32 protein-coding genes, 1 tRNA gene and 1 pseudogene are annotated in these 21418 nt (G+C 46.9%); 12 read left to right on the top strand and 22 right to left on the bottom strand.

From position 1 onward, the window contains the following. Nucleotides 1-119 precede the first annotated feature (119 nt). The 3 genes from BRW83_RS10085 to BRW83_RS10075 are packed head-to-tail and all read right to left on the bottom strand — an operon-like array spanning nt 120 to nt 2894. Complete coding sequence (locus tag BRW83_RS10085; protein ID WP_005879611.1) at nt 120-464, bottom strand: MliC family protein; 345 nt, start codon at nt 462-464, stop codon at nt 120-122. 43 nt (nt 465-507) lie between these two features. Beyond that, nucleotides 508-1359, bottom strand: coding sequence for a glutamate racemase (murI, locus tag BRW83_RS10080; protein ID WP_005879614.1), 852 nt, complete (start codon nt 1357-1359; stop codon nt 508-510). Further along, nucleotides 1356-2894 carry a fumarate hydratase gene (locus BRW83_RS10075; protein ID WP_005879616.1) on the bottom strand — a complete coding sequence of 513 codons (1539 nt, stop codon included), beginning with the start codon at nt 2892-2894 and terminating at the stop codon, nt 1356-1358. Before BRW83_RS10075 ends, murI begins: the two co-directional genes overlap by 4 nt. A gap of 387 nt (nt 2895-3281) precedes the next feature. Here BRW83_RS10075 and acs point away from each other — a divergent pair, with 387 nt between their 5' ends. Both acs and BRW83_RS10065 read left to right on the top strand, forming a co-directional pair. Continuing rightward, nucleotides 3282-5264 (top strand): acetate--CoA ligase, encoded by a 1983-nt coding sequence (acs, locus tag BRW83_RS10070; RefSeq protein WP_005879618.1) that lies wholly within the window; start codon nt 3282-3284, stop codon nt 5262-5264. Nucleotides 5265-5344: 80 nt separating this feature from the next. After that, nucleotides 5345-5435 (top strand) — tRNA-Ser (locus BRW83_RS10065). Nucleotides 5436-5571: 136 nt separating this feature from the next. On the opposite strand, the gene BRW83_RS10060 is transcribed toward BRW83_RS10065, so the two are convergent. From BRW83_RS10060 to BRW83_RS09980, 19 genes and pseudogenes are all read right to left on the bottom strand, one after another. Next, nucleotides 5572-6729 (bottom strand): site-specific integrase, encoded by a 1158-nt coding sequence (locus BRW83_RS10060; RefSeq protein ID WP_005879620.1) that lies wholly within the window; start codon nt 6727-6729, stop codon nt 5572-5574. A 173-nt stretch (nt 6730-6902) separates the two neighbouring features. After that, nucleotides 6903-7348 (bottom strand): annotated as a pseudogene (gene ssb, locus BRW83_RS10055) (single-stranded DNA-binding protein). 2 nt (nt 7349-7350) lie between these two features. Then, on the bottom strand, nt 7351-7836 hold the full coding sequence (locus tag BRW83_RS10050; protein ID WP_005879624.1) for a class I SAM-dependent methyltransferase: 486 nt from the start codon (nt 7834-7836) through the stop codon (nt 7351-7353). Next, nucleotides 7824-8072: a hypothetical protein gene (locus BRW83_RS10045; RefSeq protein ID WP_005879626.1), complete on the bottom strand. Its 249-nt coding sequence runs from the start codon at nt 8070-8072 to the stop codon at nt 7824-7826. The genes BRW83_RS10050 and BRW83_RS10045 overlap by 13 nt, the downstream gene beginning before the upstream one ends. Further along, nucleotides 8069-8368 (bottom strand): hypothetical protein, encoded by a 300-nt coding sequence (locus BRW83_RS10040; protein ID WP_050757684.1) that lies wholly within the window; start codon nt 8366-8368, stop codon nt 8069-8071. Before BRW83_RS10040 ends, BRW83_RS10045 begins: the two co-directional genes overlap by 4 nt. Then, nucleotides 8365-8805 carry a hypothetical protein gene (locus tag BRW83_RS10035; protein ID WP_036602509.1) on the bottom strand — a complete coding sequence of 147 codons (441 nt, stop codon included), beginning with the start codon at nt 8803-8805 and terminating at the stop codon, nt 8365-8367. Before BRW83_RS10035 ends, BRW83_RS10040 begins: the two co-directional genes overlap by 4 nt. Further along, the gene (locus BRW83_RS10030) at nt 8802-9317 is read right to left on the bottom strand and encodes a hypothetical protein (RefSeq protein WP_036602512.1); all 516 of its coding nucleotides are present in this window, start codon (nt 9315-9317) and stop codon (nt 8802-8804) included. The genes BRW83_RS10035 and BRW83_RS10030 overlap by 4 nt, the downstream gene beginning before the upstream one ends. Beyond that, the gene (locus tag BRW83_RS11815; RefSeq protein WP_157661019.1) at nt 9298-9510 is read right to left on the bottom strand and encodes a hypothetical protein; all 213 of its coding nucleotides are present in this window, start codon (nt 9508-9510) and stop codon (nt 9298-9300) included. The genes BRW83_RS10030 and BRW83_RS11815 overlap by 20 nt, the downstream gene beginning before the upstream one ends. Nucleotides 9511-9695: 185 nt before the next feature. After that, nucleotides 9696-10328, bottom strand: a complete 633-nt coding sequence (locus BRW83_RS10025) for a hypothetical protein (protein ID WP_148424740.1) — start codon at nt 10326-10328, stop codon at nt 9696-9698. Between the two features lie 128 nt (nt 10329-10456). Then, the gene (locus BRW83_RS11810; protein WP_155811796.1) at nt 10457-10630 is read right to left on the bottom strand and encodes a hypothetical protein; all 174 of its coding nucleotides are present in this window, start codon (nt 10628-10630) and stop codon (nt 10457-10459) included. Further along, nucleotides 10627-11130 (bottom strand): siphovirus Gp157 family protein, encoded by a 504-nt coding sequence (locus tag BRW83_RS10020; protein ID WP_005879632.1) that lies wholly within the window; start codon nt 11128-11130, stop codon nt 10627-10629. Before BRW83_RS10020 ends, BRW83_RS11810 begins: the two co-directional genes overlap by 4 nt. A 1-nt stretch (nt 11131) precedes the next feature. Then, nucleotides 11132-11749 (bottom strand): hypothetical protein, encoded by a 618-nt coding sequence (locus BRW83_RS10015; protein WP_036602515.1) that lies wholly within the window; start codon nt 11747-11749, stop codon nt 11132-11134. Further along, a complete protein-coding gene (locus tag BRW83_RS10010) occupies nt 11746-12375 on the bottom strand; it encodes a DEAD/DEAH box helicase family protein (protein ID WP_005879636.1) in 630 nt (209 codons plus the stop codon). Before BRW83_RS10010 ends, BRW83_RS10015 begins: the two co-directional genes overlap by 4 nt. 164 nt (nt 12376-12539) lie before the next feature. Then, nucleotides 12540-13307 (bottom strand): hypothetical protein, encoded by a 768-nt coding sequence (locus BRW83_RS10005; protein ID WP_086131812.1) that lies wholly within the window; start codon nt 13305-13307, stop codon nt 12540-12542. After that, nucleotides 13304-13546 carry a hypothetical protein gene (locus BRW83_RS10000; RefSeq protein ID WP_005879638.1) on the bottom strand — a complete coding sequence of 81 codons (243 nt, stop codon included), beginning with the start codon at nt 13544-13546 and terminating at the stop codon, nt 13304-13306. Before BRW83_RS10000 ends, BRW83_RS10005 begins: the two co-directional genes overlap by 4 nt. A gap of 26 nt (nt 13547-13572) precedes the next feature. Further along, a complete protein-coding gene (locus tag BRW83_RS09995) occupies nt 13573-13863 on the bottom strand; it encodes a hypothetical protein (protein ID WP_005879639.1) in 291 nt (96 codons plus the stop codon). A gap of 207 nt (nt 13864-14070) precedes the next feature. Next, nucleotides 14071-14922 carry a hypothetical protein gene (locus BRW83_RS09990; RefSeq protein ID WP_005879640.1) on the bottom strand — a complete coding sequence of 284 codons (852 nt, stop codon included), beginning with the start codon at nt 14920-14922 and terminating at the stop codon, nt 14071-14073. Then, nucleotides 14919-15680 (bottom strand): hypothetical protein, encoded by a 762-nt coding sequence (locus tag BRW83_RS09985; protein ID WP_036602521.1) that lies wholly within the window; start codon nt 15678-15680, stop codon nt 14919-14921. The genes BRW83_RS09990 and BRW83_RS09985 overlap by 4 nt, the downstream gene beginning before the upstream one ends. Nucleotides 15681-15731: 51 nt before the next feature. After that, on the bottom strand, nt 15732-16397 hold the full coding sequence (locus BRW83_RS09980; protein ID WP_005879643.1) for an XRE family transcriptional regulator: 666 nt from the start codon (nt 16395-16397) through the stop codon (nt 15732-15734). A 79-nt stretch (nt 16398-16476) separates the two neighbouring features. Here BRW83_RS09980 and BRW83_RS09975 point away from each other — a divergent pair, with 79 nt between their 5' ends. From BRW83_RS09975 to BRW83_RS09925, 10 genes are all read left to right on the top strand, one after another. Beyond that, on the top strand, nt 16477-16722 hold the full coding sequence (locus BRW83_RS09975; protein WP_036602524.1) for a transcriptional regulator: 246 nt from the start codon (nt 16477-16479) through the stop codon (nt 16720-16722). Continuing rightward, entirely contained in the window at nt 16719-17048 is a 330-nt protein-coding gene (locus BRW83_RS09970) for a CII family transcriptional regulator (protein WP_005879644.1), read from the top strand. Before BRW83_RS09975 ends, BRW83_RS09970 begins: the two co-directional genes overlap by 4 nt. Before the next feature lie 29 nt (nt 17049-17077). Further along, nucleotides 17078-17236, top strand: coding sequence for a hypothetical protein (locus BRW83_RS11805; RefSeq protein ID WP_005879645.1), 159 nt, complete (start codon nt 17078-17080; stop codon nt 17234-17236). Nucleotides 17237-17791: 555 nt separating this feature from the next. Next, the gene (locus tag BRW83_RS09960) at nt 17792-18253 is read left to right on the top strand and encodes a DUF1367 family protein (RefSeq protein ID WP_005879646.1); all 462 of its coding nucleotides are present in this window, start codon (nt 17792-17794) and stop codon (nt 18251-18253) included. Beyond that, nucleotides 18250-18558 carry a DUF1364 family protein gene (locus tag BRW83_RS09955; protein WP_036602529.1) on the top strand — a complete coding sequence of 103 codons (309 nt, stop codon included), beginning with the start codon at nt 18250-18252 and terminating at the stop codon, nt 18556-18558. The genes BRW83_RS09960 and BRW83_RS09955 overlap by 4 nt, the downstream gene beginning before the upstream one ends. After that, the gene (locus BRW83_RS09950) at nt 18555-19382 is read left to right on the top strand and encodes a helix-turn-helix domain-containing protein (RefSeq protein ID WP_005879647.1); all 828 of its coding nucleotides are present in this window, start codon (nt 18555-18557) and stop codon (nt 19380-19382) included. Before BRW83_RS09955 ends, BRW83_RS09950 begins: the two co-directional genes overlap by 4 nt. Continuing rightward, a complete protein-coding gene (locus BRW83_RS09945) occupies nt 19342-20034 on the top strand; it encodes a hypothetical protein (protein WP_005879648.1) in 693 nt (230 codons plus the stop codon). The genes BRW83_RS09950 and BRW83_RS09945 overlap by 41 nt, the downstream gene beginning before the upstream one ends. After that, nucleotides 20031-20387, top strand: a complete 357-nt coding sequence (locus BRW83_RS09940) for an RNA polymerase sigma factor sigma-70 region 4 domain-containing protein (protein WP_036602538.1) — start codon at nt 20031-20033, stop codon at nt 20385-20387. The genes BRW83_RS09945 and BRW83_RS09940 overlap by 4 nt, the downstream gene beginning before the upstream one ends. 249 nt (nt 20388-20636) lie before the next feature. Next, complete coding sequence (locus BRW83_RS09930) at nt 20637-20891, top strand: helix-turn-helix domain-containing protein (protein WP_036602542.1); 255 nt, start codon at nt 20637-20639, stop codon at nt 20889-20891. Continuing rightward, nucleotides 20884-21339, top strand: coding sequence for a hypothetical protein (locus tag BRW83_RS09925; RefSeq protein ID WP_005879649.1), 456 nt, complete (start codon nt 20884-20886; stop codon nt 21337-21339). Before BRW83_RS09930 ends, BRW83_RS09925 begins: the two co-directional genes overlap by 8 nt. Nucleotides 21340-21418 lie beyond the last annotated feature (79 nt).

The raw sequence follows: 21418 nt of genomic DNA, 5'->3' as shown, positions 1-21418 counted from the left end.
AATAATGGTAACAGAAGATGAGGCCGTATCAAGTGGTTCAAGCACTTGTTTTCACGGTTTTTTTTTGCCTCATCCTCTTGCCGTTTGAAACGAAAACAGACCTTTGCCGCTCAGGCGGTTTATTTCAGGACCTGCGTGCAGTTTTCGATCTGGTCACCTGTTTCGGTATTGTTGACCGCCTTGTACATGCTGGCTTCATTCCCCTTCGTCCACCAGACAAGGCCATCACCGACATAGCGGGCACCGCTGGCGGAAATGGCGATTTTCATCTGGTACGTGTCGTCCATGTATTTGACCTCGGCCGTTTCATTGTCCGGGTACGTTACGATGATGCGGTTGCCGCTGTCGCACTGGTAACTGATGGCTTTCGCAGGCAAAGGCTCGAGGTTCTGGTTAAGCTCGTTGCTCGTCGTGGTACAGGCAACGAGAGGAAGGGCTGCCAGCAAAAGAAATAAACGTTTCATGGTCGTTCTCCGTCAAAGAGGTTAATTCAGTATTTTTTGATTTTTACAATGATACGTATAAAACCGGCATGTCGGTTTGCAGTAATCGGGATATCAGGTGCGAAATCGTAGCCGGATCGCCCGATGTGTACGCCCTGACTAATGAATCGGGCGAACATCCGTTTTTGTTCAGTCCATAAATGTCGAGCAGGTGTTTCAGCTGACGGGCGACGGCATATCCCGTGTCGATAATGTTCAGCTGCGTTGAACCGTAGTCGGCAGCGACCTTCTCAATGACATGCCTGACAAAAGGGTAGTGTGTGCATCCCAGGACGATCGTATCGGCTTTCTGTTCGAGCAGAGGCAAAAGATAGCGTTGCACCAGTTCGAAAATCGGTTCGGAATCCAGTTCCGCGTGTTCGATCAAATCGGCCATGCCGTTGCACGCTTGCATGATGAAATGAACGCCGGTCTGGTCGTTCAACAACTGATGAAGCACGTGGAACTTGTTGCTTGCCAGCGTCCGCTCCGTCGCCATCACGCCGACCGTGCCTGTAATCGTTTTGGCGGCCGCCGGTTTGAGTCCCGGTTCGACGCCAACGATCGGAAGGTCAGGATACTTTTCCCTCAACAGGTGAATCGCCATTGCCGTGGCGGTATTGCAGGCGACAACCAAAGCCTTGATGTCCTGCTTCAGCAGGAAATCCGTGATCAGAAACGAACGTTCAACCACGAATTCCTCGGGTTTGTCCCCATAAGGGGCGTAGCCTGAGTCGGCGAAATAAACCAGCTCTTCATCCGGCAATTGCGTCGCAATATGCCTTAAGACAGACAAGCCGCCCACACCGGAATCGAAAATGCCGATCGGTCCGGAAGCCTTGAGCTTGCCCGAATTGTCGCTGGCGCTGGAGTTCAATTGTTCGCTTTCGGAATTTTTCCATCACAGAAATTGACGATTTTCGCCGACCATTCAGCGGGGCCTGTCGTATGAAGGGACGTGCCGCTGGAATCGACGGCAACAGTCACGGGCATGTCCTGAACGTCAAATTCATAGATCGCTTCCATGCCAAGATCGGCGAAGGCCAGTATTTTGGCATCCCTGATCGCTTTGGACACCAGATAGGCGGCGCCGCCGACAGCAATCATATAGGCCGATTTATGCTTTTTGATCGCCTCGATCGCGACCGGGCCGCGTTCGGCCTTGCCGACCATGGCAATCAATCCGGTCTGGCCGAGCATCGTTTCCGTGAACTTGTCCATGCGGGTCGAGGTTGTCGGGCCAGCTGGGCCGACCACTTCGTCACGAACCGGATCGACCGGGCCGACGTAATAAATCACGCGATTGGTGAAATCGACCGGCAGTTTTTCACCTTTCGCGAGCATATCGGCAATCCGCTTGTGCGCGGCGTCGCGGCCGGTCAGCATTTTACCGTTCAACAGCAGGGTCTGTCCCGGTTTCCATGACGCGACTTCTTCTTTCGTCAGCGTATTCAGATTGACGCGGGTCGATTTTTCCACATCCGGATGCCAGTTGATCTGCGGCCAGTCTGACAAAGATGGCGGGTCGAGGTAAACCGGGCCGGAACCGTCCAGCACGAAGTGCGCATGGCGCGTCGCGGCACAGTTCGGGATGATCGCGACGGGTTTGGAAGCGGCATGGGTCGGGTACATATTGATCTTGACGTCCAGAACGGTCGTCATGCCACCGACACCCTGCGCGCCGATACCGAGCGCGTTGATCTTGTCGTAAAGCTCGATGCGCAATTCTTCCAGCTTGTTTTGCGGGCCTCGGGCTTTCAGTTCAGCCATGTCGATCGATTCCATCGCGGCTTCTTTCGCCATCAGGGCAGCCTTTTCAGCCGTGCCGCCGATACCGATGCCGAGAATGCCGGGCGGGCACCAGCCCGCGCCCATGTGTTCGACCGTTTCCAGAACGTAATCGACCAGCGAATCGGACGGGTTCAGCATCTTCAATGACGACTTGTTTTCCGAGCCGCCACCCTTGGCACCGAGTGTCACTTCCACTGTGTTGCCTGGAACGACATCCATCATGATGACGGCAGGGGTATTGTCTTTCGTGTTCTTGCGTTCGAACTGCGGATCGGCCACGACGGAGTTGCGCAGCTTGTTGTCTTCGAAAGCATAAGCGCGCCGGACGCCTTCATTGATCGCGTCGTGGATGCTGCCCGTAAAGCCGTCCCATTTCACGTCCATGCCGACTTTCAGAAAAACGTTTACGATACCCGTATCCTGACAAATCGGCCTTTTGCCTTCCGCACACATCCGTGAATTCGTCAGGATCTGTTCAATGGCGTCTTTTGCGGCCGGGCTTTGTTCAATTTCATAAGCCTTCGCCAAATGTCTTATATAGTCGGTGGGGTGATAGTAGCTGATGTATTGAAGCGCAGCGGCGATCGATTCGATCAGGTCTTCTTGCTTGATGGTAGTCATAGGCGTGTCGGATTCAATATTAAAACAGGGCGAATACCCATGTTCACAGATCGGCTTATTTTAGCCTCTTTCACAGGCATGTGAATACGATCCCTGACAAGAGTCGGAAAAAAGTGAAAAAGTTATTTGACGACAACGGAAACTTGCGATATCTTGCATGCCTTATATTTTCAGTTGTTATATACCTTAGATTTAATAGTAATAAAGAACCGGTCTTACCGGACTGGTTTTGCCAGACGGAAATCCTCTTTTTAGGGGATCTCTGCAAAAGGAATGGTCGGAAAGTCTGTTTATTCCGGCTGTTTTAAACGTGTACTCATTCACAAGAAGAGTCCGGCCGCCCCGTAAAACGCTACGGGAGGCCATTAAAAAAACAGGAGTGACAAAATGGCAGCAAATCCATCCGAAAAAAAAGAAACCCGTTTTTATTATCCATCCGAAGAGTTTGCGCAAAACGCGGCTATCCCGAGCATGGATGCATATTGGGCGCTGTGCAAGGAAGCTGAAGAGGACTACGAAGGGTTCTGGGGCAAGCTGGCGCGTGAAAACGTACTCTGGCACAAACCGTTCACCAAAGTGCTGGACGAAACCAATCCCCCGTTTTACAAATGGTTTGAGGATGGTAAGCTGAATGTCTCCTACAACTGTCTCGACAAGAATCTTGAAAATGGCAACGCGGAAAAAGATGCGATCGTTTTCGAAGCGGATGACGGCACCGTTACCCGCCTGACTTATCGCGAACTCCACAAACGGGTTTGCAAAATGGCCAATGGCCTGAAATCGCTGGGCATCAAAAAAGGCGACCGTGTCGTCATCTACATGGCAATGTCGGCCGAAGCGATTATCGCGATGCAGGCCTGTGCCCGTATCGGTGCGACCCATTCGGTCGTGTTCGGCGGTTTCTCTGCGCCGTCGCTTGCCGAAAGAATTGAAAATGCCGGCGCTGTCGCCGTCATCACCGCCGACGAACAGGTTCGTGGCGGCCGTTACCTGCCTCTGAAAGCCATCGTGGACGATGCACTGGCCATGATCGACGACAACAAGGTCAAAAACGTCATCATTTACCAGCGTACCGGCAACGAGATCAACTTCGTCAAGGGCCGCGATCACTGGAAGCACGAACTGACCGATTCACAGTCCGACGTCTGCGAACCGGAATGGGTCGACGCCGAACATCCACTGTTCATCCTCTATACCTCCGGCTCTACCGGCAATCCGAAAGGCGCACAGCATTCCTCGGGTGGATATCTCCTCTGGGCGATCATGACCATGCGCTGGACGTTCGACATCAAGCCGGACGATATTTTCTGGTGCACGGCAGATGTGGGCTGGATTACCGGCCACACCTATAACGCCTATGGCCCTCTGGCCGTCGGTGGCACCATCGTCCTGTTCGAAGGCGTGCCGACCTTCCCGCATGCCGGCCGTTTCTGGGAAATGATCGACAAGCACAAGGTCACCATTTTCTATACCGCACCGACCGCCATCCGTTCACTCATCAAGGCCAGCACTGAAGACACGATGGTTGCACCGGAAAACTACGACCTCTCCAGCCTGAGGCTGCTCGGCTCCGTCGGCGAACCGATCAACCCGGAAGCATGGCTCTGGTTCTACAAACATATCGGCAAGGAACGTTGCCCGATCGTCGATACCTTTTGGCAAACCGAAACCGGAGGTCACGTCATCGCCCCGATGCCGGGCGCGACCCCGCTCGTTCCGGGTTCATGCACATTGCCATTGCCGGGCCTGTCGATCAGCGTTGTCGATGAAACCGGTCAGGAATTGCCGAACGGGCAGGGCGGTATCCTTGTCATCAACCGGCCCTGGCCTTCCATGATCCGTACCGTCTGGGGCAACGACGAACGCTACAAGACCCATTACTGGCCGGAAGAACTCGGCGGAAGACTGTATCAGGCCGGCGACGGCGCGATCCGTGACCCGCAAACCGGATACTTCACCATCACCGGTCGTATCGACGACGTGTTGAACGTTTCGGGTCACGCCCTTGGCACGATGGAAGTCGAATCCGTGCTGTCCGCTCATCCGATGGTTGCCGAAGCCGCCGTTGTCGGCAAGCCGGACGATCTGACCGGTGAATCCATTTGCGCCTTCGTCATCCTCAAAAAGGAATTGCCGGAAGGCGAGAACGCGAAAGACGTCGCCGCCGACCTGCGCAAATGGGTGTCGCGCGAGATCAGCCCGATTGCCCGTCCGAAAGAAATCCGCTTCGGCGCCAACCTGCCGAAGACCCGTTCGGGCAAAATCATGCGCCGTCTTTTGCGCGTCATCGCCCGTGGCGAGGAAATCACGCAGGACATTTCCACACTGGAAAACCCGGCCATCCTTGACCAGCTCAAGAAATCGTTGTGATCTTGTCAAAAAATTGCATAAAGATGAGGACATCCCCCATCTTTATGCTAGAATGCATGGCTTCGCAGTAATCCATTGCAGGAGAGATGGATGAGTGGTTTAAGTCGCACGCCTGGAAAGCGTGTATAGGTTCATAGCCTATCGGGGGTTCGAATCCCCCTCTCTCCGCCAAGATATTAGCCGTAACTCGTTGAATACAAACGAGTTACGGTTTTTTGTTTTTTGAAATAAATGTATGAAATGATGCTGGATTAGGCTGTGTAGTGCAGCATTTATGCAGCCTTTTCTTTTGTTGTATTTTTTGCCCTTATCCAAATATTTCCACGGCTCTTTGTCCTGCATTCGGTGCGGCGTCAGGTATCCATCTTGCGTAGATTTTATAAATCATGTTGACATCAGTATGTCCCATTTGCCCCGCCAGCCAAACGGGAGTTTCACCTGCTGATAGCATCATTGAAGCGTATGTATGCCGCGTCTGGTAAGGGTTACGATACCGGATATTCGCAATCTCTAAAATTGACATCCATGCATTTCTGATTTGCTGGTCGCCTGTCCATGCGTCCCCAGTGTTTGGGTTGATGAACACAGGTGAATTCTTGTCTGGCGAGAAAGTCAGTTTCTTCTGGTCTAAAAGTGCTTTACGTGCAGGCAGCAATATCTTCACTTCCCTGACGCTTCGTTTTGTTTTCGGTGTTTCGGCAACTTTTGCTGCTTGTGTCTTACCTTTCCAGATGCGGATTACTCCGCGTTTCAAGTCGATATCATCCCAATTTAATGCGACAAGTTCATTTGTTCGCAGCCCTGACCATAAAGCGGCCTGAAACAGGTTTTTGATAAGTCTGTCTTTGCAAGCGGCGATAATAGACGCTTGTTCTTCTTTATTGAACGGGTCAACATGATCATTCGGCTTTGGAGCCTCTGCCCGTTTGTAACGCCACCCGTATAATGGGTTGGCATCTAATATGTCGTCGTCGAGGGCATTCTGTAATGATGAGCGCAAAACGCTTTGAATATTCGACAAGCGTTTATTTGTAACGCTCGTCATCTTGTCGCACATTTTCCGGACATGGTTCCGTCGCAAGTCAGACAGATATATTTTTCCAATTTCTGGTATCAGTACGTTATAGACAATTTTCCTGTAGCCATCCCATGTGCTGGTTTTGATATGTGGCTTTTGGCGGTCAAGCCATGTTTGAAGCCAATCTTCCAAAAAATGTCCGTCTCCTTTTTCTTCGCTGAACTTAAAACGTCTTGGCGAATCTGGGAAGGTAACCGAATAATCAAACGTGCCAATAGAAATAGCATGCAATATCGCTGCCCTGTGCAACTCTGCTCGTTTTAAGTTAGCGGCAGTGGGCTTGAGCTTGAGCCTTTCACGGCACAGGACGCCCTTGAAGGTAAAGGTGATTTGGATTGACGTTTCTGACACGGCGACAACACCAGACCGTTCCCGTTTTCCACCCATTGGTTATATCCCTCTACGTCAATCATTATTGTTCCATCAGGGTCGCGTTTCCATACACGACCCTCCATCCATTTCCCGCGTTGAATTTTTGTTCTGATAGCTGATTCAGTCAGTCCGGTTTCAAGCGCGTGTTTCTTTATCGTTCGATAGCATTTCAAAGCTTATAGCCCTCATCAAAACGGGATATCGTCGTCCATATCAGACATAGGAGCAGGGCGCTGACTTGGCGCGTCTCTGCCTGTTTGTTCCGCATATTTATTGCGCCCAGTGCTTTCCTGCCCATCCTGACGGCTGCCAAGCATCTGCATAGTGTCGGCGATGATTTCGGTCGCGTAACGGTCGATGCCTTCCTTGTCGGTATATTTACGCGTTCTCAGACGGCCTTCAATGTAGACCTGCGAACCTTTTTTAGATACTGGCCTGCAATTTCAGCCAGTTTGCCGAAGAAGGAAATGCGATGCCATTCGGTCAGGCTTTGTTTCTCGCCGGTAGTTTTATCTTTCCAGCTTTCTGTTGTCGCAACTGCAATACTGGTCACCTGTTCACCACTGGGCAAATAGCGATTTTCTGGGTCACGGCCCAAGTTGCCTATGAGAATTACCTTGTTTATTGATGCCATATTTAAGCTTTCATAAAAACTAAAAATACCGTTTTCCCGCGACGGTGTCCGAACAATGGTTTGTGCGGTGTCAGCTTCAGCGCTTCTGACGTATTGATCTGTTCATCAGACCATTTAAAAACAAGAGTGCCGAACGGCTTCAAGACGCGAAAACATTCAGCGAAGCCTTGTTTGATATCGTCTTGCCAATCGCCAGATAACACGCCATATTTTTTGCCCAACCATGATTTTTCACCTGCGTGAACAAGATGTGGCGGGTCGAAACACACGAGATTGAACGACTCGTCCGCAAAATCCATATTTCTAAAATCATGCTGAACGTCTGGATTGATATGCAAAACTCGTCCATCGCATAGCGTGTGCGATTCTGACCGACTGTCAGCAAAGACCGCCAACGGATTCTGCTTGTCGAACCACATCATACGAGAACCACAGCAAGCATCTAGAATTGGCTTGATTCCCGTTTCATTGCTGTTTATTGATGCCATTTTGGTGCCTTTGCAATTTCTTTAAGTTCTTGAGAGCGTTTTTTTACTTCAGATGTGAAATGATCAAGTAATTTATTTCCATCTTCTTCATCTAAAATTTGCAGGTTTATCGCCCACAATTCCAGTGCAACGGATCCGAAAAATGCGAATGACTCGAATTCATCAGACCCTCTGCATTTCTCAATGATTTCTTTTACAGTCGGAGAGATTTCTTTTTGTAAATTTTTTACAGTCATGGACGATCCAATCTCGAAAATGGAACGACGTTCTGAAGAACATCACGAACGCCTCCCGATTCTTTGAATTGCTTCCACATTTCAAAGTGCGGTTTACAGTAATGCAGGTTCGGCGCGACCTCGACAGCGCAATCAGCACATAGATTACGGTCGCACGTCAGGCCGTCGCCAACAGGGTAGTCGCATAGAATATCGGCGACATCCCCGCATTCGGCACACACTTCCCACTGCGGCAACTCACTTCCGCAAATGAAGATGGTCATGCCGTCGCGTTTAGTAATGTTGCAGGCCATCATTCGCTCCAATCCAGCCGCTGACCGCACCAAGGACAAAAATCAAACTCATCAAAAGAACTAAATCTCTTTGCGCATGATGGGCATTCAAAGGTGTCGTCGAAATCCTCTCTCGTTGCTGTAATCAATTTCGGTTGAACAGGTATATCTCTTTCAATCGCAGGTGATTCATTCTTGGTTTCTGCCTCGATCATTGCCACAAGTTCAGCGGCAGCATGTCTGGCATCTCTGTGTCCTGTCTTGTATGCAATCTGGCTATTACGTTCTACGCCCGGCTGATCCAAGCAAGGCAAATTCATGATCTGATCATGCAGTCCATCGATCTGCTTTTCCAATGCTTCGCGTTGTTCGTAAAGCTGCGTAATAACGCGCTTGCACATTGATTTATCCATCGATTCACCGGTAACCGGGTGAGTGATGTAGATTTCATCGTTAGTCATTCTTCGCTCCAATCCAGTCGCTGTCCGCAGTGACAGCAATGCGTGATTTCATCGTGAATATCTGCGAGACAGTTTGGACATACACCAATGCCGCCCGGCATAAGACTCACTTTTTCTTTTTTGCTTCGATCAATCGCAGCCTGAACCTCTGGCGGGTATTCATCTTCGTCCCACCACGAGAATGCGCTTAATATGTCGTGTGCAGTTAAAGTGTAGGTGTCATCTTGCGGATCTGGAAATGCTTCATACGAGCGATAATTGCTGCATAGCCATTCCAGAACCTGCGCCGGAGTTTCTGGTATAAATCGAGGTGGGTAAACGCGGGCGTTCCATCGCTCAGCGCATATAGCTCTGCGGTTCTCCAAGCTGTCGCCTTGACGAATTGTTGGCAGTAGGTCTATCTCTATGCCATTGCCGATAATTCTGTGGCAGCCGCTATCGCATTCGTCGCAAAATTTGACTTTGCTTCCGTCATGCGGAGAGGGCAGTAATTCAGGTTCGGGCGTTTTCATAAAATTCCTTTCCCGCCTTATCCCAAACATGAATTTCTTGTTTTTCCCAGAAAATGCGTTGTCCACATTCACAATCTTTTTTACCTACAAGAAATCCTCCGCACCGAGGGCAACTACCCTGAAATATCCCAGCAAATACATAACGATTTAACGGCATTGCAGGGCGTGATTTATCCAAAAATTCGTTCATCATAATCTCAAAGAAATGATCGGTTGACCGGTAATGAAAGCGCAAGGGCGCCAAGTACCGCAAAAAGTAACGTTGTTAAAAATATAATGTCCCCCATGCTCATACCTCTACCTTTCCTGCTTCTATTTCCTTGCGATTTCGGCGCTCCGACCAATAAACCTGACGAGTTATTGCTTTAATCCCCATGATCAGTCTCCGATTCCTTCGGCCTCTTTCAGTTCCTGAAGTATTTCCCACGGGGCATTTGTGAGGTCTAAACTAATAAATTTTTCGAACGGTATCGGAAATCCCTCGCCGGGTTCGGCACTTTCTTTACGAATAGTGACAGTCTGCGTTTCGGCATCCACAACCAGAAGATCGTATTCGTTGTCTGTCAGATAGGCGCTGATCCCGTAGCCGTTTTCTCCTTCAAGATTGCCTTGAATCATTTCTGAAAAGATGATTCTGGCAAGATATGATTCATCGTCCCATCGTCTGCGTCCGCGTTTAAGAGCATCTTGTAAAATTTTTGGAAGCTGATACCCGTCCCAGTGGGTGTAAAAATAAATCTCGCCTGTATTGCTGTTACTGTGATTCTGTTTCATCACAATGTTTGCTCTGTCACCCATAATGTCTCCTGTTTGTTTAATTTGTGTCGGTGTCGGCAGTGATCTCCGACTTGCTCCCTTTTTAAGAAGCGGCGTTTCTTCAGTACGGGTCGCGTACTCCGTCTTTTTTCCATTTCCGGCAACCCTGCTAGCGTTTTGGGCGTCATGGGAAATGATCCGCGCACAATCACTACTTGTGCATTTACCGACATGGGAGCAGACTGCAATTTGCAAGTTGCGCTGACGGAATCGTTATCTGTTTAAAACGCATTCACTACTGTCAGCTACAAGTTGCACACCCTGCTAAATCTCGCAATCTGCTTTCATATCGGTTCCCGTCTTTCCGGGATGTCAACCGGAGGCTAATACCCGGTTAAGCACTCATTTTTTAAAAAGGAAACTGTACAGTCACTTGAAGTTAAAAAAGCCTGTACTGCGGTGGTTATATCCCCACCATCCGCTGGGGGCGTGTATTCCTCATCTTCGCTCATCGGCTCGTCTTGCTGCTGATCCATCAGCCAGTCTTTAATCTTCATTTGATCACCAGCCTTTTCCCGTTATCCAACTTTGCACCGGGTACGACCGCCCCCTGTTTGATAGCGTCGGCAATAGCCTTTTTGTCAATAACAGGGGTAGGGGCTTTCGGCTCCGGCGTCCGATAATAAAACGGTGGTATTGATGCCGGATCGTCGATAATGACCGACTGGGCTTTGCCCTTAACATCAACATTGAAATGCTTTCCGGGTATGTTCAGACGGTCAACGGTCAGCATTGCAGTGATCATGTATTCATCCAGTCGTTCAATCTGGCGTTCCGTTGCACGTAGTGATTCCTGCATCTCCCGGACAGCTTCTTTCCTGCCTTCGGCAATGGCTTCAAGGTCTTTCTTCGCGTATGCACAGGCCAAAATCTTGTTGTCAAAATCCAGTGCTTCGCCGTCAAGAGTGTCGGCTATCGTCTGTTCATCTGCGCCGTTTTCAATCAGTTTCAGGCGCATGGCTTCAAGTTCGGCAGTAAGTTGGTAGAGGCTTGTCATGTCACACCCAGGACGGAATCTCATTATCAAAATTGGATGAATTTACTTGTACTCCGGCTTGTTTAGTGTTTTTCAGTTTTTTTATGGGTTGCATGCTTCCAAGCATTTTGTCCAACACTTCAGGGGATGTCTTTTTGTCAAGAATTTCAACAGCGGTCAGACGAGAGGCAGCATCAAAAAAACCGAATAAATTCATGCGTTGGCCAATTTCTCCTGTACTTTTTTCGTACTCTTCAGCTTGTAACAAAACACCAATTTGTTTATTCATTAGCGCAGGATAGACTTCGGCGGAAACGTTAATAGCCTGTTTTGCTACAGAGTCATACTCTTCAACTAATCCGCTTTGTGACGCAATTTCATTCAATCTCAGACATGTCATAAGCGCCATCAATTGCTTGTAACCATACGTCTGGTTGCCATCTTTACTGACTGTCCAGACAGTCAAATAATCGGCTGAGTTATCAAATTCATCTTTAAATGAAAATTCAATTCCAATTACGCCTTTCTGACTAACAACTTTTTTTGCTTTGGTGAAAATACCGGTATATGCGCCAGTCTCTGTAATGCGTCCGGTAGTGTTGGCCTGACGTGCGGCTTGTGTGTCGAGTGTGTATTTCATGACTGATTTCCTATTGAGTAATAATTGCAAATTTCCTTATCGACGAATGCAAGATCATTATCGATGATGTCTGTTTCAAACAATCCGATAGGGCTTTTAACGGTGTCATTTCCGCTATTACGAGTGCGGAAAAAGTGCTGTCCATCTGAAACGACAGTGCGCAAAACAATGGTGAACATGCCCTCTGGCGTGATCTTCTCGTCCAGCATCTTCCCTATGGTTTTCAGCTTTACTGTGCCGTTATCGCTTTCTTGAGTGTGTGACAGGAGATAAACACGAACATCATCAGGGAGGGTTCCGGCAACATTGAATATTTCCCATGCGTGGTTACCGATTTCAGTAAATTTATCGAATCCACGTTCTTGAGAACGACGCATGAATTCGTTTGCCATAACATACTGAAAATCATCAATAACAATAATTTTTCTGCCTTTCTCAACAGCTAAATTCATGCCTTTGATAATTTTTTCCCAGCTATCCGTCACATATGGCATCCAGCCAGCAGAACGAAACGGAAGCGGTTTTTTAATAACCTGAATAAGCGCAACTTCATCAGGGTTCAAATTGCGAAGGCTGGTTGTTTTTCCTGTGCCTGATTCGCCAAGAATAATTGTGCTAATGCTCATTGATTTACCCCTTTATCCAGCCCAGACCTGACAACAGGACAGGCGAAAACAAAACTAAAAATATGAATGCGTCGCTTACAAACCTTTCCATAGCACCCCCGCAATCCAGAACAAGCCGATAAACAAGCCCCATCCGATGCCACATAAAAGTTCAGTAGCCTTGCTCATTTCGCCTTCTCCTCTCTAAACCAGATTTCGATAGACTTAATCAGCGTTGCATAATGACGGCCTATCTTGCTGTCACCGTGTTTCGCTTTGACGGCTTTTTTAAATTGAGGGAGCGTCCCAGAGAAACAGCCTCGGCTAACAAATAAACCGCGCTTTGCTTTGCAGACCGTTAAAGTTCCGCTTTCTGAGCCAACGTTTGAAAACCATTGGATGTCGTAACGTTCCTTTACCAGAGCATCGCCGTACACACGAGCATTGCCGTACACACGAGCATTGCCGTACACACGAGCATCGCCGTACACACGAGCATCGCCGGACACACGAGCATCACCATAGACCCGAGCATCACCATAGACCCAAGCATCACCAGAGACCCGAGCATCACCATAGACCCGAGCATCACCATAGACCCAAGCGTTACCAGAGACCCAAGCATCACCATAGACCCGAGCATCACCATAGACCCAAGCATCACCATAGACCCGAGCATCACCATAGACCCAAGCGTTACCAGAGACCCGAGCATCACCATAGACCCAAGCATCACCATAGACCCAAGCATCACCATAGACCCAAGCGTTACCAGAGACCCAAGCATCACCATAGACCGAAAGGTTATTTACATTTTCGATGTAGCCGCCTAAATCTCCCGGGGCTACGAGCAAACCAATAGCAACCAAAGCCCTGATTCGGTACAGTGTTCTTCCTGACGTCGTAACGGTATCTGTTTTAACGAGTTCATACTTTTTGTTTTCGTCGCTCATTGCGCCACCCGTTTTTGTTCTTCCATAACTGCCGAGATTTCGTCACGCGAAACATAGAGCCGATCAAGCTGTTTTCTTGTTCTAATAACAGCAGACTCTTCCTGCTCTTTAATGAGTCTTTCTTCTTCGCGTGTCAGGCAGTTAATAGCCTGAACAATCGCATTGCTCGCAACGCCGAGATATTCGTAAGCTGTTTCGTTATACATTTCGTCACCCTTTAAAAGTCCGGTTTCAGGCATGGAACCGGTAACCAGATCGGAGGAAATCAGTCGTTTTGCTCGGATTCGGCAATGGCATTTACAGACTCATCAATCAGTTTTTCAACCGAAGAGAAAACTTTGTCTTTATCGTCTGCGAGAACCGCATTGATGAGATTGCAAACGTCCGCATCTGTCAGATATCTAATGAGATTGTCAGCAACCGCAATTTGCGTCGTTTCGGCAAAGATGTCGTCCTGATAAGTCATATCAGAGCGAGACTTGATCTGCGAAGCGATGACCAATTGCTTTTTGATTTGGCCTGCTGGTGTGAAACTGTATTCGCTTACTGTTCCCATCTTTGTCACCTGTGAAAGTGTGTGTCGATGTGGTAATTCTACATTTGTAGAAATATAAAGTCAACAAATGTAGAAAAACAAAGTAGATAAAATCTACAATCCTTGACTCAAATCAATTTCTTTAGGGGAGGGAAAACAAACAGGCAACAAAAAACCCACCGCAATGGGGTGGGGTGGTTGTTTAGTAAAAACAGAAATTAAAATGATTTATGCTGCGGCCATTTCAATTAACTTGTCTGAAGCTTCGTTGACATTATAAACAGCATGTAATCTCATGTTTACAGCATCAGCCTCATCTTCAATATCTTTTTTATATTTGAGTAATTGTTCAAGTTGTTTTGGTCCGATAGTTGGATCATTTTCGTTTGGCATAGCAGTAATCAACGCAGCATTCTTTATTCCCGAAATATCTGACGCTCTTGAAAGTTCCCATAATTTTGCTCGTGCGTCTTTAACACTTGCACTTTGTGTTACAGGGCGCAACAAACTGAAATGGATTAAGGCAGAAGGGGAGCAAAAGCCAAATTTAACTATTGAGCCATTTGTTATCAATGGGCTACCTTTATTGAACCATTGATGAAGCTCTGGGCGTTTAGAGGTAACGTTTTCTCGAATTTCCGTACTAAATCGCCTGTTTACTTCTTCAGGTTGTGGAGAGTCAAACTCTTCTTCGGCATCAAAAATATCAAGTTTGGCTAAACTTGAATGCATCAGGGCGGCAGTTCTTAAAATATCTGATTCAGAAGATGCTACAGTTTCTCTATATGGCCCCGGCATCAGTCCAGCCATCGGGGTGTCAAGAAATTTAATTTCATTTGTTGCTTTAGCTGTCGAAAGATACAAGCTAAGTCCAAATTCAATCATATTTTTAGCTGATGAAGAAGATTTTCCGTACAGGCTGTCAAGTATATCATCCCGCAATATTCTTGAAGTTTTCCACTCATCATTAAAGCAATAAATAACCCCGACCATCATCCGCTCACCAGTTCCTGAAACTGGCTCCCAAAATAATGCTCTCCACGGTATAAATCCTTTTTGATGGGTGGAATTTATGCTCATAACCCCGCCAATAAATCGTTTTTTGGAAATCGATCTAGTATTCTACGTTGTAACGTTGGGAGTCGATTTGAAATAAACTTAACTGAATCTTCAACATTAATATGTTCCGATAAAGCGGATGATACTTCATTTAATATTACTTCGCTTAATATCCCGCTTATTACAAATGACTGTCCAATAGCGGATCGAGAAATTCTTTCTTCTATACCTAATTGTTGCATCATACAGGCAAGTTTATTGATGTCCTCCATTCCTTCAAGCGCTCCTTCACCAAGACAATATGCATGATCAATCCAAGCCTCCGATTCACCATCCCACAGTATATTTCCTAAATTTCTGTCTCGATTATCAATTGCTTCATCAATCGATAAAGCGAGAGGCGTACTTTTAAATTTTGCTACAAGTTCCAAAATACAGTTAATTGCGGCTTCTTTTGCTGGCCCGTCAGGTAGTAAGTCAACAGAGAGGTGTTTTTTTAAATTAGGATAAGTTAAATCTGCACTTGCAAAAGCAATTTCTTCACTTGATAAAAAAACAATGTATGGATCAGGAACTGTAAGACCTAACGCTCTCAGAAGTAGAGCGCAAAAGCACTCAGCTTTTATTTGCCCTAATGTTCCTTTTTTCAAGATTGCGGCACGTTGAGACCCGTCTTCCAACACAATCACACATCTTTCAGCGCCTGTTTTACCATCACCGACAGGCGTTTCAGTTCCATTGATTACGTTCGCAATCCCTATATACATGGTATCTCTCATTCGCTCTTCTGTCGCCTTATGCACTTATCAAATTTGTGCAATCACAACCAATCAAAAATCCTCGCTCTTCCATACTTTGATGACTTTGCCAAATATCTCAAAGTCCATTCCTTGCTTAATTGTCCACGTTTCGTATTTTGGATTATCAGATAAAACACGGTAGCCTTCGCCAGGCACTCGTTGAAGTCGCTTAATAAATCCCTCGTTTTCTATGCGGAAAAAATAAGGGAATTCGCCGACATATTCTTTTATTTGCAAATCAACAATAACAGGATCGCCGGGGTTAAAAAGCGGTTTCATTGACTCACCATATCCAGTTACGATGCAAAGATTTTTGGTAGATGAGTGGCCTTTAATATTTGCATGAAGCCATGCTGAAGAAACGCGGAAATTTTCAATAATTCCGGATTGTTCTTGCAGGATTAGGCCGTTTCCCATGCCTCCGCCAGTGTTGAACTGCCGGATGGTATGTTCGTCATCGCCTTTGCTTTTCTCATGAGAATTCACAGCCTCCGAAGCATCAATATTTTCATCCATTAACTGATCTACTGATATGCCGAAAGCTCGCGCTATTTCAGGTGCATATTTAGATCGGTCGCTATCTCTTACCTCAAGCGCACTAATCGTCCCTTTCGGGACGCCAGACTCTTCCTCTAGTTTTTCAAGAGTCCAATCCAGTTGCTGGCGATATTTTTTTATTTGTTTTCCGAGGCTCATATTTGAACTTTAAACATTTGTAGAAAAAACACAAAACACAAGTGTTGATTTATTTAATCTACAAATGTAGAATTAAATTATGGATAAAAATATTTTGCTTGCAATTCGTCACATGGGGAGTGCCACAGCTTTAGCTAAAGCCATTGGTGTCTCGCCTCAAACCGTTTGTTTCTGGAGAGACAAAAAACGAAAGATTTCCGCCGACCATTGCTCTGCAATAGAGCGCGTTACAAATGGCATCGTTACTCGGAAAGATTTGCGCCCAAACAACTATATGTACACATGGCCAGAGCTGGCCGACAACCACAAACGGACAAATCAATGACAACGGAAACAGTATCTCAAGAACGACATGCAAAGACACGCAGAAAAGCCCAAAAACTCAGGGCGGAGTTTCTGCAACGACTTGCAGACGTAACGCAAGTAACTGCATCGGAGCGCATCGGGGTGGATGACTCAACCGTTAACCGTTGGACAAATGACGACCGCTTTTTTCAGTTTTTCCTGTTACTGACGGCGTGTGAATTAAAGATTACAGACGTCAACGATATGCCAATTAGCCGAGAAATGCAGAAAGCGTTTCCGGCAGCTATGCGTATGGCTGCTAACTGGATGGAAGATCAGCTTGAGGGATATGGAGATGGTGAGTGATGGAAAAATTTTTAGCGTAAGGAATAAAAATGAAATTAACTGAATATCAGAACCAAAAGATAACGGATGTGCTGTGTGAAATGGCTCTGTGTGGCGAAACGCCGGACAAAATTAAAGAAGCCCGGCGTTTGCTAGAAAAACAAATGCTGAAATTGAATGCTATTTCAAAATTAATCCCAAGATTTTGAGGTGTTCTCTAGCCAATTTGCATAGTGTTCTAAGAAGTCGGTGCAGAATTTTGCTGCTTCTGATCCTGACAAGTTACTGGATTTCTTTTCTGTTGCGTTAGGTTGAGATTCTAGAAATTTGTCAAGCATGGCTCTCGCCGCATTATATGTGTATTTGTCCATAAGGAACCCCTTTCATGAAAGTTATTGAGCGGAATCATAAGCATAGCATGGCTGGGGTTCCTTTTTCGGAGGAAGCATGTTCACAGGTCAACAACTGAAAGACAAAGGGATAAAGCTGGTTCTGTCGCGTAATGAGCGATGGTCAGAGCACATTTTGCACGTTCTGGAAACGTTCTGCGCGATCAGGAAAGAAGAGGGTCCGCCGCAATTCGTACTCGAAGAGTTCCGGCGTCATTGCCGTTGCTTGGGTATAGCTGAACCGAGGCATCACAACGCATGGGGCGCTATCGCACGTGAGGCAGCAAGAAAATGGCTGATCGAATGGACTGGCGAATGTTGCCAAGCCAAGGCTCCTCTCGCTCACGCACGGATCATTAAAGTGTGGAGGGTGGTGTGACAGATATTTATCTCACCAAAACACCGACCGGCGCACTGGTTCCAGCTGATTCTGATTCAGCCGACTATCTCAAAAAACACAAAGTCGGGCAAGGCTTCAAGGCAAAAATTACACGCGCCAGAAATGTCATGTTTCTCCGAAAATTCTTCGCTTTGCTGAACTATGGATTTGACACGTGGAAACCACTGGAAGCTGTATATCACGGTCAGATTGCCGAGAAGAATTTTAAGCAGTTTCGGGAAGATATCACTATTTTGGCAGGTTACTTCGAAACATTTGTCAGGATGGATGGATCCGTTCAACTTCGGGCGAAAAGCATCAGTTTTGCAAATATGGATGAAGATGAATTCGAAAGCCTCTACAGCGCGGTTATAGACGTTTTATTGAAGAGAATTTTTATCAACCAGACCCGTGGTGACGTTGAAAACGTGGTTAACAACATCCTGGCATTTTCATGATGTACCGGAACAAAAAACTGCTGGATCTGGCCCGGCATTCGCCGATGTGTTTTTGCTGTGGAAAAGTCAACGATGGGACGGTTGTCGCGGCTCATAGCAACCAATTGAGAGACGGTAAAGGGAAAGGTATTAAAGCATACGATTTTCGCGTTGCGTACCTATGCAACGGGTGTCATTCAGAAATAGATCAGGGATCGAAATTGAATAAACAGGAACGCATTGAACGCTGGGAAGAGGCGCACCGTAAAACGGTGGAGTGGTGGTTTTTGTCCGGGGTTCTGGAAGTGGGAAGGGGTACAAAATGAGTGAACCAGAACGAAAGACCTGTTATTTCGTTGTGTTCGACTGGATGCTGACAGACCTGAAATTAAGCGGTTATCAGGCGTTTATTTATGCGGCCATACACAACTACTCACAAGACCCAAAAGGATGCTTCAGCGGTTCCATATCCTATTTGCAAGATACGCTTGGGGCATCCAGACAGGGGATTATTGATGCCTTGGCAGCGTTGGTTAAAAAAGGCCTGATCGTTAAAAAAGAAACGATAAAAAACGGAGTCAAATTCAACACGTACCGCTCAATAGAAAGAAACTGTACGGGTAGTCAAGAAACTGTACCCCCCGTCCAGAAACTTGTTAAAGGTAGTCAAGAAACTGTACTAGGGGGTAGTCAAGTTTCTGTACCCAATAATAAAGATATAAATAAAAAAGATAATAAAGATAAACCCCCTATAGTCCCCCACGTTGAAAAACAGGGCAAAAAAAATAAACAGGCTTATCCGGATGAATTCGAACAAGCCTTTTCCCTTTACCCGAAACGTCCCGGGGCAAACAAACCATCTGCATTCAAAGCGTGGAAAGCCAGAATCAATGACGGAGTAACGCCCGATGAGTTGATCGACGGGGTAATGCGGTATGCGCATTACGTCGGTGCTACCGGAGTTCATCCGCAATACATCAAACAACCGTCGACGTTCTTCGGGCCGGACGAACACTACCTGTCCGACTGGCGACCGCCGGAGAAAACAAAACAATGCGCGACATCAGACTGGCTAAACAAACTCAACGAATCACGCGGCGATTACGACCATGACAACAACATTATCGACATCAACACACTGGCCCACTGAGGCCCTACCCAAAAAATGGATAGATGACCTGTTTGACCGTATGTTGATGACGTTCGGAAAACGCTTTTCGGATCAGTGGCAGGGAACTGACCCGCAAAAACTGAAAGAGTTTTGGGGCACACGTATGGCAACACTGACCAGCGTTGAAATGAGATCAGGCGTAGAAGCCATGCTGAAACTGAAATGGCCGCCAACACTCAACGAATTTATCGAATTGTGCAGGCCATCACTGGACATGACCGTCGCCTACTACGAAGCAGTTAATGGCATGGAGGCGCGGCGAAAGGGAGAAAAGGGCGAGTGGTCACATCCGGCGATATTCTGGGCGGCCTCAAAAATGACTCATGACCTGCTGAATCAGACATATTCAAACATCAAAACGCGGTGGGAAAACGCACTGTCGAAAGAGCTGCAAAAAAACGGATGGCCAGATATTCCGGCTGTAATGGAAGCGTTGCCGGCACCCGGGAAAACCGAGACAGACAAAGAGAGGGCAAGTCGTGAGCTGGAAAATCTCAACGCGTCAGGGATCCTTAAAAAGCAACCCGGGCTGGCGTGGGCCAAGAAAATTATGGCAAGAAAGGCAAACGGAGAAACGTTGCCGGCAATATCGGTTAACTGGGCGCAAGAAGCAATCAAGGAACTGGCATGACAGAAAAAGAAAAACTCATCTTATCGCTGCTTACTGAAAAACCGATGGCAGTAAAAGACATTGCGGAAGAGCTAGACAGATCGCAAAGCTTTGTACGTTCAGTAATTCGGGAAGTGCGCGATCAAATCCGGGTTGTGTCATGGAGAGCGGTAAAAAATAACGTAGCGCCGGTTTACAGAGCAGGGCGCGGCATTGACGCAAAAAAGCCGAAATACATCTTTCCAAAAGATCATTGGCTATCAAAAGGCAGCCGGAGGGAAATAATCAGAAATAGCGGCGATCAGGTGAATTTTAAACGCACAGAAATGGACGAGTGGTTATTCAGAGCGAGGGGATGCAATGGCTATTTTTAATAGACTGACAGAGCAGGAAATTCAGGAAAATTTTACCCACTGCGGAATGTTTTGTTTTATTGCCCCGGTTTACTGCACGCTTTCGGACTCACCGATAGTTGAGGTTAGAAATTGGTGTCCTAACTGGGTTTTCGACGCAGCTTTATTTGCGTTCGATGTGTTCTGTTTCATGCAGAAAACTATAGATCCAGATTTTGAATGTGGATTCCCAATAAAAATAACAGGAAAGATTGAAAAGAGGCCGCAGAAATGAAAGAGATAGATCAATTTGAGTTACTGCGAAAGCTTCGGAACAGACTGGGATGTGAAGATTTTTCCGATCTGTGGCGAAAGACGGGGATGGATGCCAGTGGCATGTCACGAATCAAAAAAGGAAAATATAAAGTTTCTAGCCGCTTGTTTTTGAATGTCGCCACAGTTTTAGACATTTCCCCGAAAAAATTACTTGCAGATGTAGGGCTTCCCGAAAACTATTTTCTCGAGAGAAGGCGAAATTGTGAATGAAGTGAACATTCTTGCCATAGACATCGGCACCAAAACTGGATGGGCTAAATATGAGCGGGGCGGGAAGATTACGGGTGGGACACAACATTTCAAACCGAAGAAAACAGAACGTCAAGCAATCCGATGGGCACGATTTAAAGAATGGACACAGATGGCTTTGGATGGTGTGCACATCGTTTATTTTGAAGATGTGAAGGCACATGCAGGGGTGCTCGCCGCACACGCATACGGCGGCTATCTGGCGATTCTGGAAATGCTGTGTGTGACACGAAACATACCATGTCATCCGGTTGGCGTCGGCGTCATTAAAAAATATTGGACAGGGAAGGGTAACGCAGACAAGGAGGCGATGATAAACGAGGCAAAACGTCGAGGATTTAACATAGTAGACGATAACCATGCCGATGCGCTTGCCCTTTTAAGTTATGCACTTAAGCAAGAATTCTGAAAGGTAAGAAATGGATAAAAAAAATACAAACATCGATTTTCTATCCGGCCTTTTAATTTTGTTTTTTTTGTCGATGGCA

Source organism: Oxalobacter formigenes (assembly GCF_002127965.1).
Taxonomy (GTDB): domain Bacteria; phylum Pseudomonadota; class Gammaproteobacteria; order Burkholderiales; family Burkholderiaceae_D; genus Oxalobacter; species Oxalobacter formigenes.
The sequence above is the reverse complement of the archived record's forward strand: the minus strand, read 5'-3'. Positions and strand labels throughout refer to the sequence as shown.